The 17,670-nt window shown below is 65.8% G+C and carries 17 protein-coding genes; 13 read left to right on the forward strand and 4 right to left on the reverse strand.

Translation table 11 applies throughout. The features are described 5' to 3' along the window. The first annotated feature begins 8 nt into the window (after positions 1–8). From miaB to VF649_RS10970, 5 genes are all read left to right on the forward strand, one after another. Positions 9–1,322 (forward strand): tRNA (N6-isopentenyl adenosine(37)-C2)-methylthiotransferase MiaB, encoded by a 1,314-nt coding sequence (gene miaB / locus VF649_RS10950; RefSeq protein ID WP_331011989.1) that lies wholly within the window; start codon positions 9–11, stop codon positions 1,320–1,322. Between the two features lie 148 nt (positions 1,323–1,470). Further along, entirely contained in the window at positions 1,471–2,469 is a 999-nt protein-coding gene (locus VF649_RS10955) for a PhoH family protein (protein ID WP_331011990.1), read from the forward strand. A 44-nt stretch (positions 2,470–2,513) separates the two neighbouring features. Continuing rightward, complete coding sequence (gene ybeY / locus VF649_RS10960; RefSeq protein WP_331011991.1) at positions 2,514–3,023, forward strand: rRNA maturation RNase YbeY; 510 nt, start codon at positions 2,514–2,516, stop codon at positions 3,021–3,023. A 230-nt stretch (positions 3,024–3,253) separates the two neighbouring features. Continuing rightward, a complete protein-coding gene (locus tag VF649_RS10965) occupies positions 3,254–4,144 on the forward strand; it encodes a hemolysin family protein (RefSeq protein WP_331011992.1) in 891 nt (296 codons plus the stop codon). Between the two features lie 73 nt (positions 4,145–4,217). Next, positions 4,218–5,573, forward strand: a complete 1,356-nt coding sequence (locus VF649_RS10970; protein WP_331011993.1) for a sorbosone dehydrogenase family protein — start codon at positions 4,218–4,220, stop codon at positions 5,571–5,573. Between the two features lie 10 nt (positions 5,574–5,583). Here the strand turns inward: VF649_RS10970 and VF649_RS10975 are convergent, their stop codons facing one another. After that, complete coding sequence (locus tag VF649_RS10975) at positions 5,584–6,003, reverse strand: VOC family protein (RefSeq protein WP_331011994.1); 420 nt, start codon at positions 6,001–6,003, stop codon at positions 5,584–5,586. 101 nt (positions 6,004–6,104) lie between these two features. Here VF649_RS10975 and lnt point away from each other — a divergent pair, with 101 nt between their 5' ends. The 8 genes from lnt to VF649_RS11015 all read left to right on the forward strand — a co-directional run bounded on the left by lnt (position 6,105) and on the right by VF649_RS11015 (position 15,088). After that, on the forward strand, positions 6,105–7,610 hold the full coding sequence (gene lnt, locus VF649_RS10980; RefSeq protein WP_331011995.1) for an apolipoprotein N-acyltransferase: 1,506 nt from the start codon (positions 6,105–6,107) through the stop codon (positions 7,608–7,610). Positions 7,611–7,692: 82 nt separating this feature from the next. After that, complete coding sequence (metK, locus tag VF649_RS10985; RefSeq protein ID WP_331011996.1) at positions 7,693–8,880, forward strand: methionine adenosyltransferase; 1,188 nt, start codon at positions 7,693–7,695, stop codon at positions 8,878–8,880. A gap of 51 nt (positions 8,881–8,931) precedes the next feature. Beyond that, positions 8,932–9,177, forward strand: a complete 246-nt coding sequence (locus VF649_RS10990; RefSeq protein WP_331011997.1) for a DUF433 domain-containing protein — start codon at positions 8,932–8,934, stop codon at positions 9,175–9,177. Beyond that, positions 9,158–9,541: a DUF5615 family PIN-like protein gene (locus VF649_RS10995; protein WP_331011998.1), complete on the forward strand. Its 384-nt coding sequence runs from the start codon at positions 9,158–9,160 to the stop codon at positions 9,539–9,541. Before VF649_RS10990 ends, VF649_RS10995 begins: the two co-directional genes overlap by 20 nt. Beyond that, on the forward strand, positions 9,538–10,227 hold the full coding sequence (gene trmB / locus VF649_RS11000; protein ID WP_331011999.1) for a tRNA (guanine(46)-N(7))-methyltransferase TrmB: 690 nt from the start codon (positions 9,538–9,540) through the stop codon (positions 10,225–10,227). Before VF649_RS10995 ends, trmB begins: the two co-directional genes overlap by 4 nt. A gap of 217 nt (positions 10,228–10,444) precedes the next feature. Then, complete coding sequence (locus VF649_RS11005; protein ID WP_331012007.1) at positions 10,445–12,076, forward strand: DUF885 domain-containing protein; 1,632 nt, start codon at positions 10,445–10,447, stop codon at positions 12,074–12,076. Positions 12,077–12,274: 198 nt separating this feature from the next. Then, positions 12,275–13,510 (forward strand): ROK family transcriptional regulator, encoded by a 1,236-nt coding sequence (locus VF649_RS11010; RefSeq protein WP_331012000.1) that lies wholly within the window; start codon positions 12,275–12,277, stop codon positions 13,508–13,510. A 69-nt stretch (positions 13,511–13,579) separates the two neighbouring features. Further along, a complete protein-coding gene (locus VF649_RS11015; protein ID WP_331012001.1) occupies positions 13,580–15,088 on the forward strand; it encodes a phospholipase D-like domain-containing protein in 1,509 nt (502 codons plus the stop codon). A gap of 3 nt (positions 15,089–15,091) precedes the next feature. Here the strand turns inward: VF649_RS11015 and eda are convergent, their stop codons facing one another. The 3 genes from eda to VF649_RS11030 form a co-directional block, all read right to left on the reverse strand. Next, positions 15,092–15,706, reverse strand: a complete 615-nt coding sequence (eda, locus tag VF649_RS11020; RefSeq protein WP_331012002.1) for a bifunctional 4-hydroxy-2-oxoglutarate aldolase/2-dehydro-3-deoxy-phosphogluconate aldolase — start codon at positions 15,704–15,706, stop codon at positions 15,092–15,094. Next, positions 15,703–16,671, reverse strand: a complete 969-nt coding sequence (gene glk, locus VF649_RS11025) for a glucokinase (protein ID WP_331012003.1) — start codon at positions 16,669–16,671, stop codon at positions 15,703–15,705. The genes eda and glk overlap by 4 nt, the downstream gene beginning before the upstream one ends. Continuing rightward, the coding region (locus VF649_RS11030) for a dihydroxy-acid dehydratase (RefSeq protein ID WP_331012004.1) at positions 16,671–17,670 on the reverse strand (1,000 nt) is incomplete at its 5' end. The genes glk and VF649_RS11030, both read right to left, overlap by 1 nt.

Below are 17,670 nucleotides of genomic sequence, written 5' to 3' on the forward strand. Positions count from 1 at the left end.
GCGCGCCGATGAACGCCCCGCCCCGCTCCTTCCACGTCAAATCCTTCGGCTGTCAGATGAACGCCTATGACGGCACCCGTATGGCGGAATTGCTGGAGGCCGAGGGGCTGACGGCGGCGGCCGAGATCGGGGATGCCGATCTGGTCGTCCTCAACACCTGCCATATTCGCGAACGGGCCGCGGAGAAGGTATATTCCGATATCGGCCGGCTGAAACGTGCGGACGGCAGCACGCCGATGATTGCCGTTGCCGGCTGCGTCGCGCAGGCCGAAGGCGCGGAGATTCCCCGCCGCGCGCCCAGCGTCGATATCGTGGTGGGCCCGCAAGCCTATCACCGCCTGCCTGCCATGGTGGCGGAGGCCGCCACTGGCCGCCGCGCGCTCGACACCGACATGCCGGCGCTGTCGAAGTTCCAACAACTGCCGGCCCGCCGCCGCCAGGGGCCCAGCGCGTTCCTGACGGTGCAGGAAGGGTGCGACAAGTTCTGCACCTATTGCGTCGTGCCCTACACGCGCGGTGCGGAGGTGTCCCGGCGTTGGACGCAGGTCGTCGATGAGGCCAGGGCGCTGGTCGATGCCGGCGCCCGCGAAATCACGCTGCTTGGCCAGAACGTCAACGCCTGGACCGGCACCGACGCGGCCGGGCGCAGCGGCGGGCTCGACCGCCTGATCGCCGAACTCGATCGCCTGCCCGCGCTGGAGCGCATCCGCTATACCACCAGCCACCCGAACGACATGACGCAAGGCTTGATCGACGCGCACCGCGACGTCGAAAAGCTGATGCCGTTCCTGCATCTTCCGGTTCAGGCGGGGTCCGACCGCATCCTGAAGGCCATGAACCGCAGCCATACGCGCGACAGCTATCTGCGCATCCTCGATCGCGTTCGCGCGGCCCGGCCCGACATCGCCGTCTCCGGGGACTTCATCGTCGGCTTTCCCGGCGAAACCGACGCCGATTTCGAACAGACGCTCGATCTGGTGCGTCAGGTCGGACATGCGCAGGCTTTCAGCTTCAAATACAGTCCGCGCCCCGGCACCCCCGCCGCGACGATGGCGGACCCGGTTCCCGAATCCGTGATGGATGCCCGCCTCCACATGCTCCAGGCATTGATCTGGGAACAGGCGACTGCGTTCAATCAGACCACCGTTGGTCGCCGCACCCGCATCCTGATCGAACGCAACGGCCGCAAACCCGGCCAGCGGATCGGCAAATCGCCCTGGCTACAATCCGTCCACCTGGAAACCGACGCTCCCATCGGCGCGATGGTCGACGTCGCGATCGTCTCGGCGGGACCCAACAGCGTCGGCGGCGCAGCGGTCTAGCGCGTCCAGACGATCGGACCTGTCGGCAACCGTCCGACCAACCCACAGCAGCACTTTCGCATTTCCCCCGCACCCCCCATCTCGGTTAGCATCAGGCCGGCCGGAGTCCCCGGTGGCTGACGGAGTGCAACGCAGATGACGAGCGTCCATGTCGCGTAAACCGGTGCAGGCCCGCGCGGGCGAACGCGCCCGGCTGGAGATCCTGTTCGACAAGCCGCAACTGCTCGGACGGTTGTTCGGGCAATATGACCAGAATCTGATCGCGATCGAAAGCAAGCTGGGCGTCTACATGTCGGCCCGCGGCAACAAGATCCAGATCGAGGGCGAGGCAGAGGCCGCGGCGCGCGCGCGCGAAATCCTCACCGGCCTCTACAACCGCATCGTGCAGGGGCAGGATGTCGATGCCGGCATGGTCGACGGCATCATCCAGATGTCGGCGGAACCGACGCTGGAAGGGATCATCCGCGCGGACGCGGGTGACACCCCGCCGGTGATGATCCGCACGCGCAAGAAGACGATCGTCCCGCGTACCGGCACCCAGATCGGTTACATGGAGGCGCTGGGCCGCGACGATGTGATCTTCGCGCTCGGCCCGGCGGGCACCGGCAAGACCTATCTGGCGGTGGCGCAGGCCGTTCAGCAGCTGATCAACGGATCGGTCCAGCGGTTGATCCTCTCGCGCCCCGCGGTGGAGGCGGGCGAGCGGCTCGGCTTCCTGCCCGGCGACATGAAGGAGAAGGTCGATCCCTATCTCCGTCCACTCTACGACGCGCTCTACGATATGCTGCCCAACGAGCAGGTCGAACGCCGCATCGCCAGTGGCGAGATCGAGATCGCACCGATTGCCTTCATGCGCGGCCGCACCCTGTCCGACGCGTTCATCATCCTGGACGAGGCGCAGAACACCACCATCGCGCAGATGAAGATGTTCCTGACGCGTTTCGGCATGAACAGCCGCATGGTCGTCTGCGGCGATCCGCGGCAGATCGACCTGCCCGGCGTCGGCCAGTCCGGCCTCGCCGACGCGGTCCGCAGGCTGGAGGGTGTGCAGGGCATCGCGACCGTGCGCTTCGGTGCGGCCGACGTGGTCCGCCACCCGATCGTCAGCCGCATCGTCCAGGCCTATGAAGGTCCCGACGATGCGTGATCGTCAGGCGCCTCCTTCCTCACAAGGAAAGGGGGGCTCCCGTCATGATTGAGGTCGCCATCTCTCCGGAGGAAGGCTGGTCCGGCGCCACCGACTGGCAGGCGCTGGCCGATCGCGCCGTGAACACTGCCCTTCGCCACAGCCCGCACGCGGCGCTGGTCGACATGGCCGTCCTGGTCGAAATCTCCGTGCGCTTCACCGACGATGCCGAGGTTCAGGCGTTGAACGCGAGCTATCGCGGCAAGGATCGGCCGACCAACGTGCTCAGCTTTCCGATGGTCGAACCGGATCTTCTACCAACGCTCGCCGATAGCGACGATGGCGAGATCCTGCTCGGCGATATCGTGCTCGCCGCCGGTGTCTGTCTGCGCGAAGCTGCGGATAAGGGCGTGCCAATGGAAACCCACGCCACCCATCTCATCGTCCACGGTACGCTGCATCTGCTCGGCTACGATCATATCGACGAAGCCGAAGGCGATGCGATGGAGTCCGTCGAGCGTACCGCGCTGGCGGCGATCGGCATCGACGATCCTTATGCGATCGAGGACGATTGACGGGACAGGCTTTCTTCGCGCCCTCCCCCCAAATCGTCATCACGGCACGTGCCGGGATCGCCCCTGGGTGAAGGACGACCTAGCCCCACCGAGATCCCGGCCTCCGCCGGGATGACGGTGATGTGAAAACACCTCTGTAACAAAAAACATACCGCCCTATGTCCATGATAGCCGCACCGTCGCACTTCACGCTAGGGTGGACCACACCCACAAGGATCCCGAACCTTCCAATGCCAGACGATTCCAGTAGCAACGAGACCGGCGGCCGATTGTGGGCCGGTCTCCGCAACCTCCTGTTCGGTGAGGACAGCGAGCCCACGCTTCGCGACCAGATCGAGGAAGCGATCGAAGACCATGAGGATGGCGGCGCGCGGCCCGATGCCGGCGACCTGTCCTCCGTGGAGCGTCAAATGCTCCGCAACCTCCTTCATTTCGGCGAGCGCACCGTCCGCGAAATCGGCGTGCCGCGCGCGGACATCATCGCGGTTCCGGAAACCACCGGCTTCACCGAACTGGTCGCGGCGTTCGCCGATGCCGGGCACAGCCGGCTGCCGGTCTACCGCGACAATCTCGATCAGGTCATCGGGATGATCCACGTCAAGGATGTGTTCGCGATCCTGGCCGGCGGCGGCCCGCCTCCGGCCGATCTCACCGCCTTGCTGCGCGAACCGCGCTACGTCCCCGAATCGATGGGCGTACTCGATCTGCTCGCGGAAATGCGGTCGACCCGCACCCATCTCGCCATCGTCGTCGACGAATATTCGGGGACGGAGGGACTCGTCACGATCGAGGACCTTATGGAGGAGATCGTCGGGGAGATCGAGGACGAGCATGACGAGGCCGCCGACGCGCTGTTCGTGCAACTGGAGGACGGCATCTGGGACGCGGCCGCGCGTGCAGAGCTGGAAGATATCGCCATCATCGATCCGCGGCTGACGGAGACGGATGAGGATGTCGATACGCTCGGCGGCCTGGCCTCGACCTTGGCCGGCCATGTTCCGCAACCGGGCGAAACCGTCCTGCATCCCAGCGGCTGGCGGCTGGAGGTGACGGCCGGCGACACCAAGCGCATTCACCGCCTTCGCCTTCATCCGCCCATCCCCGACCCCGACGAAGACTGATCCTACCCGCCTGCATCCGATCGGCATCTTGATCGTTACAGCCGCATAACCATTCCGAAAAAGGCCATGATCCTTGCGCAATCGCATCCTTGCCGTCCTCGCCATTCTGATCGTGGCCGGCGGCGGCCTGTTCTACTGGCTGACGCGCGGTACGACTGCGAAGCTGGCGCTGGAGCAGACGCAGGGCACGAAGCCTGAAATCCCGGATCCCACCACCTCCTGGTTCCCCACGGTCAAGATCGCGAAGCGGATCGGCTGGAAACCCGGCGAAGCCCCCACCCCCGCGCCCGGCCTTGCGGTCAACGACTTTGCCGGCGGGCTCGATCATCCGCGCTGGATGCTGCTGTTGCCCAACGGCGATGTGCTGGTCGCCGAAAGCAATGCTCCGCCCAAGCCCGATGACGGCAAGGGCGTCCGCGGCTGGTTCCAGGCGAAGATCATGAGCCGCGCCGGCGCAGCCGTGCCCAGCGCCAACCGGATCACGCTGCTCCGCGATACCGACGGGAACGGTGTGGCGGACAGCCGCTCGGTGCTGGTGTCCGGCCTGAACTCGCCCTTCGGCATGGCGCTGGTCGGCGGCGATCTCTACGTCGCAAATGCCGATGCGCTCGTCCGTTTCCCGTTCACGCCCGGCCAGACGAAGATCACCACGCCGGCCACCAAGGTGGTCGACCTGCCCGGCGGCCCGATCAATCATCACTGGACCAAGAATGTCATCGCCAGCCCGGATGGATCGCGGCTCTACGTCACCGTCGGGTCAAACAGCAATGTCGGCGAGCGCGGCATGGCCGCCGAGGAAGGTCGCGCCGCGATCTGGGAAGTGGACCCTGCCACCGGGCGTCACCGCATCTATGCCTATGGCCTCCGCAACCCGAACGGCATGGCATGGGAACCCGGCAGCAAATCGCTGTTCACCGTCGTCAACGAACGCGACGAACTCGGATCCGACATGGTGCCAGACTATCTGACCAAGGTCGATTTCGGCGGCTTCTATGGCTGGCCCTTCTACTATTGGGGCGGTTATATCGACAAACGGGCGCCGGTTCCGGACGAAGATCTGCGGCAATATTCCATCCGGCCCGACTATGCGCTCGGCCCGCACACCGCGTCGCTTGGTCTGGCGTTCGCGGACGGAACGACGCTGGGGCCGCGCTTCGCGAACGGGGCCTTCATCGGTCAGCATGGATCCTGGAACCGGAAACCGATGTCGGGGTACAAGGTGATCTATGTCCCCTTCACGGCGGGGCGCCCGACGGGCAAGCCGGTGGATGTCCTAACCGGGTTCCTCGATCCGAAAGAACAGGCACGCGGTCGCCCGGTCGGGGTTATCAAGGACAGGACCGGTGCCTTGCTGGTCGCCGACGATGTGGGCAACCACATCTGGCGGGTCACCGCCGCCGATCAGGGTGTCCGCACCGCATCGCGCTGATCCTGCGGGATTATGTCGCGAACAGCTGGTTCAGGTCGCGAAAGGCCTTGAACTCCAGCGCGTTGCCGGATGGATCGCGAAAGAACATCGTCGCCTGTTCGCCGGGTTGCCCGGCGAACCGGATGTGGGGTTCGATCCCGAACACCGTGCCCGCGGCGCGCAATCGGGCCGCCATCGCCTCCCAATCCGCCATGTCCAGCACCACGCCGAAATGCGGCACCGGCACGTCATGCCCATCGACGCCGTTCGCGCCCGCGTCACCGGTGGATCCCGGGACCAGATGCGCCACGATCTGATGCCCATACAGGTCGAAATCGATCCACTCGGCCGAACTCCGCCCCTCAGGACATTGCAACACGCCGCCGTAAAAGGCACGCGCCGCCGCCAGGTCGTGGACAGGAAAGGCAAGGTGGAAAGGGCGCAGGCTCATCCCGATATCCTATAGGATCCACCGCGACCGACAAGGTCGGCGATGGTTTCGTCCCGCATCGAAATCGGCTAGCGGCGACCATGAAGGAGCCCTCCCGCCTCATGACTACCGGCCTGTCCACACCCGGCCGCCGCTGGCTGCTGGCCGTTCTGCTCGGGCTCGTCTCGGCGACGGGTTTTGCGCCATTGGGCGCGTGGCCATTGACGATCGCGGCGCTGGCCGGCCTCATCTGGTTGCTTGGCCAGACGCAGGGCCCGCGCAGCGCCGCGGCACTCGGCTGGTGGTTCGGGCTCGGCCAATTCGCGCTGGGGCTGAACTGGATCGCGACCGCCTTCACCTATCAGGCCGCGATGCCGGGCTGGCTCGGGTGGGTCGCGGTCATACTGCTCGCGGTCTACCTGGCCGTCTATCCCGCGATCGCCGCCGGCCTCGCACGCGCCGTGGCGGGGCGCCGGCCGCTGCCATTGATCTTTGCGCTGGCCGCTTTCTGGATCGCGTCCGAATGGCTGCGCGCCACGCTGTTCACCGGTTTCGCCTGGAATCCGCTCGGGGTCGTCTGGCTCGGACTGCCGACCGCGCAGGCAGCACGCTATGTCGGCACCTACGGGCTGTCGGCAATCCTGATCCTGGCGGCCGGCACGCTGGTCGCCATCGCCCGCCGCGATCTGCGCGCGACACTTGCCGCTGCGGTCATGCCGGTGGCGCTGTCCTTCTGCGCGACGCCGCCCGTCCAAGGCAGCACGCACGTCGTCCACATCGTTCAGCCGAACATCGATCAGGATGCCCGCAACCAGCCGGACTATGCCTATGACGGCCTGCTGAAGCTCGCCCGCCTGTCGCACCGCCCGCGCGGCGATGCCCCCCCGCGCCTTGTCCTGTGGCCGGAGGCGGCGGTCGACTATTATCTGGAGACCGACCGGTTGGCGCGGGAAGCGTTGACTGATCTCTTGCGTCCGGGCGACCTGCTGCTGACCGGCGGCACGCGCCTGGAACGCGATGACGGTGGGGAGGCGGTCGGCGCGCGCAACAGCCTGTTCGTCATGGATGCGCGCGGGCGCCTGCTCCACCGGTACGACAAGGCGCATCTTGTGCCGTACGGCGAATATCTGCCGATGCGCGCGCTGCTGGCGCCGATCGGACTGTCGCGGCTGGTGCCGGGCGATATCGATTTCTGGTCCGGCCCGGGACCGCGATCCTATAGGTTGCCCGGCTTCGGCAAGGTCGGGGTCCAGATCTGCTACGAGATCATCTTTTCCGGGCACGTCGTCGATCGCGCCAATCGCCCTGACTTCCTCTTCAACCCTTCCAACGACGCCTGGTTCGGCGCCTGGGGCCCGCCACAGCATCTGGCCCAGGCGCGGCTGCGCGCGATCGAAGAAGGAATCCCGATCGTCCGATCGACACCGAACGGCATTTCGGCGGTCGTCGATCCCGCCGGACGCCTGCTGCACGACATCCCCCGGCACCGTGCCGGTGCGATCGATGCCGTGCTGCCATCGGCGTTCGCGCCGCCTCCGTTCGCGCGTCATGGCAACCTGTTGCCGGGCCTCCTGGCACTCGCGCTGGGTGGGGTGGCGATGATTGCACGCCGGGCCAAGCGCCGCTAAGAGCGATATAAGGATAGCTTTATATCTTTATATACGGGCGCCTCCTATCACGTCCGTATCCCAGAAAAGGCGACTTGCACCCATGCGCGACAATTTCCTGTTCACCTCCGAAAGCGTGTCCGAGGGGCATCCCGACAAGGTCGCCGATCAGATTTCCGACGCGGTGGTGGATCTGTTCCTGGGCAAGGACGCCCAGGCGCGCGTTGCCTGCGAAACCATGGTCACCACGCAGCGGATCGTACTGGCCGGCGAAGTCCGCGGCGACGGCATGATCGACACGGCCGGCAACTGGACGCCAGGCGCGCTGGCGGAGATCGAGGTCGCCGCGCGGGAAACCGTCAAGCGCATCGGCTACGAACAGGAAGGCTTTCACTGGCAGACCGCCGATTTCGCGAACCATCTCCACCCGCAATCCGCGCACATTGCGCAGGGTGTGGATGAAAGCGGCAACAAGGACGAAGGCGCCGGCGATCAAGGCATCATGTTCGGCTATGCCACCGACGAAACGCCGGATCTGATGCCGGCGACGCTCTATTACGCGCATCGCATCCTCGAAACGATGGCCGCGGACCGTCACAGCGGCGCGGCCCCCTTCCTGGAGCCCGATGCCAAGAGCCAGGTCACGCTTGCCTATGAACTGGAAAAGCCGGTCCGCGCGACCGCACTGGTCGTTTCGACCCAGCATGGCAAAGGCGTCGATCAGGGCCTGCTGCGCGAATATGCCAAGGGCGTCATGGCCGGCGTGCTGCCCGATGGCTGGATGCCGAACGAGGCATCGATCTTCGTCAACCCGACCGGCCTGTTCGAAATCGGCGGGCCGGACGGCGACGCCGGGCTCACCGGTCGCAAGATCATCGTCGACACCTACGGCGGTGCGGCCCCCCACGGCGGCGGCGCCTTCTCCGGCAAGGACCCGACGAAGGTCGACCGCTCCGCCGCCTATGTCACGCGCTACATGGCCAAGAACATCGTCGCCGCCGGGCTGGCCCGCCGGGTCACGATCCAGCTGAGCTATGCGATCGGCGTGGCGGAACCGCTGTCACTCTATGTCGACACGCATGGCACCGGCCAGGTCGACGAGGCGGCGATCGAACGCATCCTGCCGCAGCTGGTCCGCCTGACCCCCAAGGGCATCCGTACTCACCTGAAGCTCAACGCCCCGATCTACGCCCGCACTGCTGCCTATGGCCATTTCGGGCGGCAGCCCGACGGCGATTTCTTCACCTGGGAAAAGACCGATCTGGTCGAGGAACTGAAGCGCGCCTTCTGATCGCGTCCGACATCGGTTATGCTGGCCGCGCCGAATGAAGGAGCGGCCGGCATGAACATCTTTTCCCCCGTCCGTGATCCCGGTCCGGTCCGGGTCGTGTCCACGCCCGGTATTCTGGGCGGCATGCCCTGCGTCTCCGGCACGCGCGTCCCGGCCGAGGTCATCCGCGTATCGCTGAATGCGGGCGAATCGAAGTTCGAGATTTTCTGTGCCTACCCCTACCTGCCGATGGGATCGGTGGAAGCAGTGATCCGATGGGCGCAGGAGAGTGGCCTGGATGTTAAGATTCCTGATTGACGAGTGTCTTTCGCCTGCGATTGCGCTGAAAGCGATATCGTTGGAAATTGAGGCAACCCATCTCAACTGGTTCAATCAGGCAGGATATCGGGATCAGTCATTAATCCCGCTCGTCTTGCAGGGCGATTATATATTCGTCACCAATAATGGTGTTGATTTCCGTCCGATCTACAGATCCATGGATATACATCCTGCCCTGATTGTCATTTTACCGAGCGTCCCTAAGGTCAAGCAGGTCGACCTATTCTTGGTGGTTTTGGATTGCCTGCAACGAGAACCCGACACCATCAACAAATTGATCGAGATTGATGCCGATGGCGTCATCACGATCGCTGATTTTCCTCCGTTTCGTGACAATCTATGATGATCCAAAATGATCCCACTACCCTCCGCCGGCTCTATGGACGCCGCACCGGACATAAATTGCGCGACGGTCAGGCCGGCCTCGTGGAACGGCTGCTGCCCGAACTCTCGGTGCCCGCCACCGGGTCGCTCGACGCGCGCGCCCTGTTCGGTGACGACCGCCCGCTGGAGGTGGAAATCGGTTTCGGCAAGGGCGAACATCTGGTCGGCCAGGCGGCGATGCGGCCGGGCAGCGGGTTCATCGGCTGCGAACCCTTTCTGGACGGCGTCGTCGGTGCGTTGATGAAGATCGATGCCGACGCCGTCGCCAATGTCCGCCTGCACATGGGCGACGCGCTCGACGTGCTCGAACGGCTGCCGGATGCATCGCTCGACCGTGTCTACCTGCTCCATCCGGATCCCTGGCCGAAGGCGCGCCACGCCAAACGCCGCTTCATGAACGCCGGCCCGGTCGATCGCATCGCCGCAAAGCTCAAGCCGGGTGCGGAGTTTCGGTTCGGCACCGATCATCCGGTCTATGTCCGCTGGGCGATGATGATCATGGGCAGCCGCAGTGACTTCGCATGGCTCGCGGACAGCCCGCGCGATTTCCTCGTTCGCCCCGACGATTGGCCGGAAACCCGCTATGAACAAAAGGCGCGCAGCAAGGGGCACGAGGTCTGGTACTTCCGTTACCGGCGGGTGTGACACCGGCCGGCGCTGTTTGACCGTATCCTGATTTTGGTCTTGTCTGCTGCCGTCCGCCCCTCAGCGATCGGAGCCTTCTTCCTTGACCCGCCGCCTCCTGCCTGCGCTCTGCGTCGTGCTTCTCGTCAGCGCCACTACTGTTCGGGCGGAGCCCGGGGGCGCCGATGCGGCGCTTCGGCGCCTGTACGACACCGAATGGACCTGGCGACAGAAGGAGATGGCGCGGCAGGATCTCGACGACGGCGCATCCGAGGCTGCCGATCATCTGCCGCGCGTCGATGCTGCCTCGGAAACGGCGCGCATCGGTTACTGGACGCGGACCCTGGCCGCGCTTGACGCCATTCCGGTCGCGCAGCTTTCGCCCGAAGAAGCCATCAACGCCGCCGTGTTCCGCACCAGCCTGGAGGCGTTCGTCGCCAGCGGCCGCTACCGCGTGTGGGAGATGCCGTTCAATGCGGACAGCAATTTCTGGTCGGGCCTGAACGGTCGCGCCGGCTATCGCAAGGCGGATGACTATCGCCGCTATCTGGGCCGCATGCGTGACCTCCCGCGCTATTTTGACGAGCAGATCGCGAACATGCGGGCCGGTCTCGCCCGCGGCTTTTCCGTACCACGCGCCACGCTCGTCGGGCGCGATGCGTCGATCGCGGCCTATGCGGTGACCGACGCGGTGAGAAACCCGTTCTTCCTGCCATTCGCCGACATGCCTACTGTCATCCCCGCCGCCGATCAGGCGGCGCTCCGGCGCGATGCGCAGGTCGTCATTGCGCAGTCGGTGGTCCCCGCTTACGCAAAGCTGCTCACCTTCTTTCGAACGGAATATTTGCCCCGAACCCGAACCACGCTGGCGGCGGAGGCGATGCCGGATGGCAAGGCCTTTTATCAGGCGCAGATCCGCGAATACACGACGCTCGACCTCACGGCCGACCAGATCCACGGTATCGGCTTAAAGGAAGTTGCCCGGATCACGGCAGAAATGGAGACGACCAAGGCCGCCGCGGGCTTCAAGGGCAGCCTGGCTACGTTCATCCGGTTCCTGCGCACCGATCCGCAATTCTATGCGCGGACGCCCGATGAACTGCTGGGTGTCTCCGCCTTTGCGGCGAAACGCGTCGATGGACAGCTGAAATATACGATCGGTCTTCTACCTCGCTATCGCTTCACGATCCGCCCCGTTCCGGATGCGATCGCCCCCTATTATACTGCGGGTCGCGGCGGTCTCGAAAGCTGCCTGATGAATACCTACGACCTGAAATCGCGCCCGCTGTACCAGATCCCCGCGCTGACCCTGCACGAATGCAATCCCGGGCACAGCTTCCAGGCCGCGCTCGCGCTGGAAGGGCCGAACCGCCCCGCGTTCCGCCGCGAAACCTATTTCTCCGGATATGGCGAGGGTTGGGGGCTGTACACGGAATGGCTCGGCACCGTGATGGGCATCTATCGCACCCCTTACGAAGCCTTTGGTCGCTTGTCCTACGAGATGTGGCGCGCCTGCCGATTGGTGATCGACACCGGCATCCATCATGACGGCTGGACCCGCGCGCAGGCGATCACCTATCTCGCCAGCCATACCGCCTTGTCGCAGCACGAGGTGGAGACCGAGGTCGACCGCTACATAAGCTGGCCGGGTCAGGCCTTGGCCTACAAGCTCGGCGAGATGACGATCCGGCGCAAGCGCGCCGATGCCGAGCGACGGCTTGGCCCGGCATTCGATCAGCGCTGGTTCCATGATGTCGTGCTGGGCACGGGTTCCGTCCCGTTGCCGGTGCTCGAACAGCAGATTGACCTCTGGATCGCGGGCGGCGGCAAAGATCCACATGCCGGGCAAAGTGCACCCACGGCCCCATGAGCCAGGCATCCTCCTCTTATCACGTGTGAATTCCACCACGACCAAAACGTAATCCCATGCGGAACAGGCTTTAGGATTTTAATACCAATGTAATGCCAAATATTGTAGGACCGCCGGCAGCCGCATCTTCAGGGGGGGAAGGTGCGACCGTCCGCCGGATGCCGCCCCAAGACGACGGTTCGCGACAGGGGCAGCATGTTGACCAACACTCCGATGATGCGCAGGGACCACGCGATGGTGCCTTCGGAGGGCCGTGAGGCGCGGTTGAGTGTCAGCCTTTCGGGAACAAACCTCGCCAGGGCAGGCGATTATAATCAGCGGATCGTGCTTCAGGCGATCCGTGTCGCGGGCGAAACGACGCGCACGGCACTTGCGGAGATTACCGGTCTCACACCGCCCACCATCGCCAACATCACGCGCCATCTCCTGCAGCAGAAGCTGATCGTTCCGTCCGGGCGCAACACCGGCACCCGCGGGCAACCCGCGGTTCGGCTGACGATCAATCCGGACGGCGCCTTTGCGATCGGCGTCAATCTCGATGGCGATCATCTCACCATCCTGCTCGTCGATCTTGGCGGACAGGTCCGCTACCGGTCGACACACCAACAGGCGTTCACGACACCCGACCAGGTGGTCGCGCTGTTGAAGAAGGCGATCGGCGCGATGCGTGACGCGACACCGCTCGACGACAGGCGGGTGCTCGGCATCGGCATCGCCCTGCCCAGGCAGCTCGGCGACGGCGGCGAACGGCCACCAACGGGCTATGAAGCTTGGGCAGGGGTGGACATCAGGCATTGGATTGGTCCTGCCCTACCCTGGCCGGTCCATGTCGACCATGAAGCCGCCGCCGCCGCGATCGGGGAGGCGCGGTTCGGCAGCGGGCTTACCCTGTCCAGCTTCTTCTACGTCCTGATCGGCACCGGGCTCAGCGGCGGCCTGGTGGTCGACGGCTGCTATTTTCGTGGGGCCGACGCGCGGAGTGGCGCGATCGGGTCGTTGCCGGATGTCGGCGCCGGGTCGCCCCGGACGGTCCAGGACACGGTATCGCTGACCGCCTTGTTCGCGCGCCTGGCCGAAGCGGGACATCCCTCGGTCACTGTCGACGGGCTGTTGAGCGATGATCCTACAGTCGCGGCGATCGTGGCCCGGTGGATCGAGGATGCAGCCCGCGCGCTGATCGAGCCGCTGGTTTCGGTGCACTGTCTGATCGATCCCGGCGCCGTGCTGATCGGCGGTCGCCTGCCCGCGCCGCTGATCGATCGCCTCGTCATCCAGCTGCGTCGTGGCTTGGCGCAGGCGCGGATCCCCTCCCCTGCGCCGGTCCTGCGCGCGCGGATTTCGGATGATGCCGCGGCGGTCGGTGCGGCGATCCTGCCGTTCCTGGATCGGGTCCTGCCGTCGGACGCCATTCTGATGCAGGCGGGACGCGGTTAGCACGTCACGCTCCCGCCTTTTTGCGGAAGACCCTTGCCGTTGTCGCACGTCCGGTCGAAAAGCCTGCCGATGACCGCGCCACCTCCGCCAGCCGCCACCATATTCACGCCCGGCAAGAACAGCTGGTGCGTCGATCAGGCGGATCGTTTCGCGGTGATCGTCGACGCCGCCGCCTATTTCCGGTTCGCACGCGCAGCGATGATGAAGGCGGAACGCCGCATCATGCTGATCGGGTGGGATTTCGATGCCCGCATCATGCTGCATGGCGAGCCGCTTGAACCCGGCGAGCCGGAGACGGTCGGCGAGTTCATTCTCTGGCTGGCGGACCGCAACCCCAAGCTCGACGTCTATCTCCTGCGCTGGGACATGGGCGCCATCAAGGCGCTGTTCCGGGGCCGCACCATCTTCACCGTCCTGCGCTGGATGCGTCATCCGCGTATCCACACCAAGCTGGATGGCAAGCACCCGACCGGCGCCTCGCATCACCAGAAGATCGTGGTGATCGATGACAGCTTCACCTTCTGTGGCGGTATCGACATGACGTCGGAACGCTGGGACGATTGCGATCATCGCGATGCCCATCCGTTGCGGGTCCTGCCGAACGGCACGCCGCACCCACCCTGGCACGACGCGACCAGCGCGCTGTCCGGACCCATCACGCGACGGTTCGGCGATCTCGCCCGTCACCGCTGGCACCTGGCGGGGGGCAAACCCCTCGCTCCGGTTCAGGGCGGTGCGGATTGCTGGCCGAACGATCTGGTTCCGGACTTCCGGGACGTCACCGTCGCCATCGCCCGCACGCAGCCCGAAATGGCGGACGTGCGGGAGGTCGTGGAGATCGAGCAGCTTTATCTCGACATGATCGCCGCGGCCCGCCGCCGTATCTATGCCGAAAGCCAGTATTTTGCGTCACGCCGGATCGCGGAGGCGATCGCCGCCCGCCTGCGGGAGCCCGACGGCCCGGAAATCGTGCTGGTCAATCCGGTCAGCGCGCATGGCTGGCTGGAACCGATCGCCATGGATACCGCCCGCGCGCGCCTGTTCGAAACGCTGCGCCGGATTGATCTGCACGGCCGGTTCCGCATCTACCACCCGTTCACCGCGGGCGGCACGCCGATCTATGTCCATGCCAAGATCATGATCGTCGATGAACATATGCTTCGCGTGGGATCGTCGAACATGAACAACCGCTCGCTCCGGCTCGATACCGAATGCGACGTCGCGGTGGATCTGCGGGCCGACGCGGATGACCCGCGCTGTGCCCGGATCGGCGCCATCCAGCATGCCCTGATCGCCGAGCATCTGGGGGTCGATTCCGAACAGGTCGCGGATCGTATCCAGCAGACGGGATCACTGATCGCCGCGATCGAGGGCCTGCGCGGGCCGGGCCGGTCGCTCCGTCCCTACGAGACGCCGGATCTCAGCGGGGTAGAGAAATGGCTGGCCGACAACGAAATCCTCGATCCCGAAGGACCGGGGGAGATGTTCGAAGGCTTGAGCAAGCGCGGCCTGTTCCGCCGTGCCCGAGCGTGGCGCAGCGCGCACCGCCAGCGGAAGCTGCGTCACCTCCGGCGATGACGCCTACCGGGTCAGCGCGGCGGCCGCTTCGGCCATCGCCCGGATCGCCGCCACATCCGGTTCGCCAGCGGGCACCAGCCACGATCCACCCACACACAGCACCTGCGGGATCGCCAGCCAGTCCGCAGCGGTCGCCTGGGTAACGCCGCCCGTCGGGCAGATCGCGATTTTCCCGAACGGCCCCAGCAGGCTCTTCAACGCCGGGATGCCACCATTCGCCACCGCCGGGAAGAATTTGAAATGCGACAGGCCGAGATCGAGTCCGCGCATGATGTCGCCGGAATTGGCCACGCCCGGCAACAGCGCGACGTCCGCCTTCTCCGCGGCACGCGCCAGCTTCTTCGTCAGCCCGGGCGATACGATGAAGGTGGCGCCCGCATCCTGCGCACGCGCCAGATCGTCCGGGTTCAACACGGTGCCCGCACCGACGATCGCACCCTCCACCTTCGCCATTTCGCGGATCACCGCCAGCGCGCTGTCGGTGCGCAGCGTCACTTCCAGCACCGGCAGGCCGCCGGCCACCAACGCCTCGGCGATCGGGCGGGCCTGCGCGACGTCCTCGATGACCAGCACCGGAATGACCGGTGCCGCCCGCATGACTGTTTCTACCGGCTTCATGAACGATGCGCTCCTGCAAAGGCGGCCGCGGCCCCGAACAGGCCCGGCTGCGGATGGGTGATGAACTTGACCGGCATCGCCGACATGATGCGCTCGAACCGGCCCTTGGCGACGAACCGCTCCGAAAAACCCGATCGCGGCAGATGATCCGCGATGCGCAGGCCCAACCCGCCCGCGATCACCACCGCCTTCGCGCCGTGCGCCAGCGCCAGGTCGCCCGCCACCGCGCCCAGGCTGAGACAGAACCGGTCGAGCGCCGCCGCCGCACGGCTGTCCGTGCCGGCCAGCGCCGCGGTCCACAGCTCCTTGTCATCAATCGGTCGCAACGCGGCGCTGGTCGATGGCGGCAGCGATTCGTAGATGTTGACCAGTCCCGGCCCCGATACGATCCGTTCCACCGAAACCCGGCGATACTGCTTGCGCAGCGTCTTCAGGATGCCGTCCTCCAGCACGTCAAGCGGCGCGAAGTCGATATGACCGCCTTCGCAGGGCAGGACATGATAGCCGGCCGGCGTCTTCAGCAGATGCGCCACGCCCAGCCCCGTGCCGGGCCCGACGATCGTGATGATCCCGGTGTCCGGCAGCGGGTCGTCCGGACCACATAGATGCTGCAGATATTCGGCGCCGACCTGCGCCACCGCATGACCGACGGCCTCGAAATCATTGACCAGCACATAGGAGTCCACGCCGAGCTTCGACTGGATCAGCGCCGGACGGATCACCCAGGGATTGTTGGTGAGCTTCAGCACCTCGCCGCCGATCGGCGTGGCGATCGCGATACCGGCGGCACGCGGGATCGGCCGACCCAGCGCCTCGCCGGCGGCCTCCCACGCCAGTTGCAGGCTGCCATGCTCGGCGGTCTTCAACGTCACGGGTTCGCCCAGCGACAACACATGCCCGTCGCCCACCTCGGCGATCGCGAACCGGGCATGCGTGCCCCCGATATCGACGGCGACGATTTCCATCACAGGCCTCCCGCTGCCAGCATCGCAGATGCACCGCGCTCCGCCTCGTCCGCGCCGTGCCGCATGAACGCGAACAGTTCGCGTCCGGTGCCATAGGGTGGCGGCGGCGCTTCCGCCGGCACACGGGTGGCCAGCACCTCCGCATCCACCAACAGGTCGAGCGTACCGGCATCGCCCGACACGCGGATGACATCGCCGTCCTGGACCCGCGCCAGCATGCCCCCGGCGAGAGCTTCGGGCGAGACATGGATCGCGGCCGGCACCTTGCCCGATGCGCCCGACATCCGCCCGTCGGTCACCAGCGCGACGCGAAATCCCCGGTCCTGCAACACGCCCAGCGGCGTTGTCAGCTTGTGCAGTTCGGGCATGCCATTGGCGCGCGGTCCCTGGAACCGCATCACCACCACCACGTCGCCGGTCAGGTCACCGGACTTGAACGCCGCCAGCACCGCGTCCTGATCGGTGAACACCCGCGCTGGCGCCTCGATCGTCCAGCGGGCGGGGTCGACCGCGCTGGTCTTCATCGTCGCGCGGCCGAGATTGCCCTGCACCAGCCGCATGCCGCCATCGGGCAGGAACGGATCCGACACCGGCCGCAGCATCGATGCGTCCAGCGGCTCGGCCGGCGCGTCGATCCAGGTCAGCGCATCGTCGCGCAACACCGGGTCGCGCGCATAATCCTCCAGCCCGCCGCCAGACACCGTCATGATGTCACTGTGCAACAGGCCATGGTCGATCAGGGTCCGGATGACATAGGCCATCCCGCCGGCCGCCTGGAAATGGTTCACGTCGCCGGAGCCATTCGGATAGACGCGCGCGATCAGCGGCACCGCCGCCGACAGCCGGTCGATATCCTCCCAATCGATCACGATCCCGGCCGCACGGGCAATCGCCGGGATATGGATCGCGTGGTTGGTCGAACCCCCGGTCGCGAGGAGACCGACGACCGCGTTCACGATCGCCTTCTCGTCGACGCACAGGCCCAGCGGGCGATAGTCG

Origin of the sequence: Sphingomonas sp. (genome assembly GCF_036387535.1) — a bacterium.
Classification (GTDB): Bacteria; Pseudomonadota; Alphaproteobacteria; order Sphingomonadales; family Sphingomonadaceae; genus Sphingomonas_R.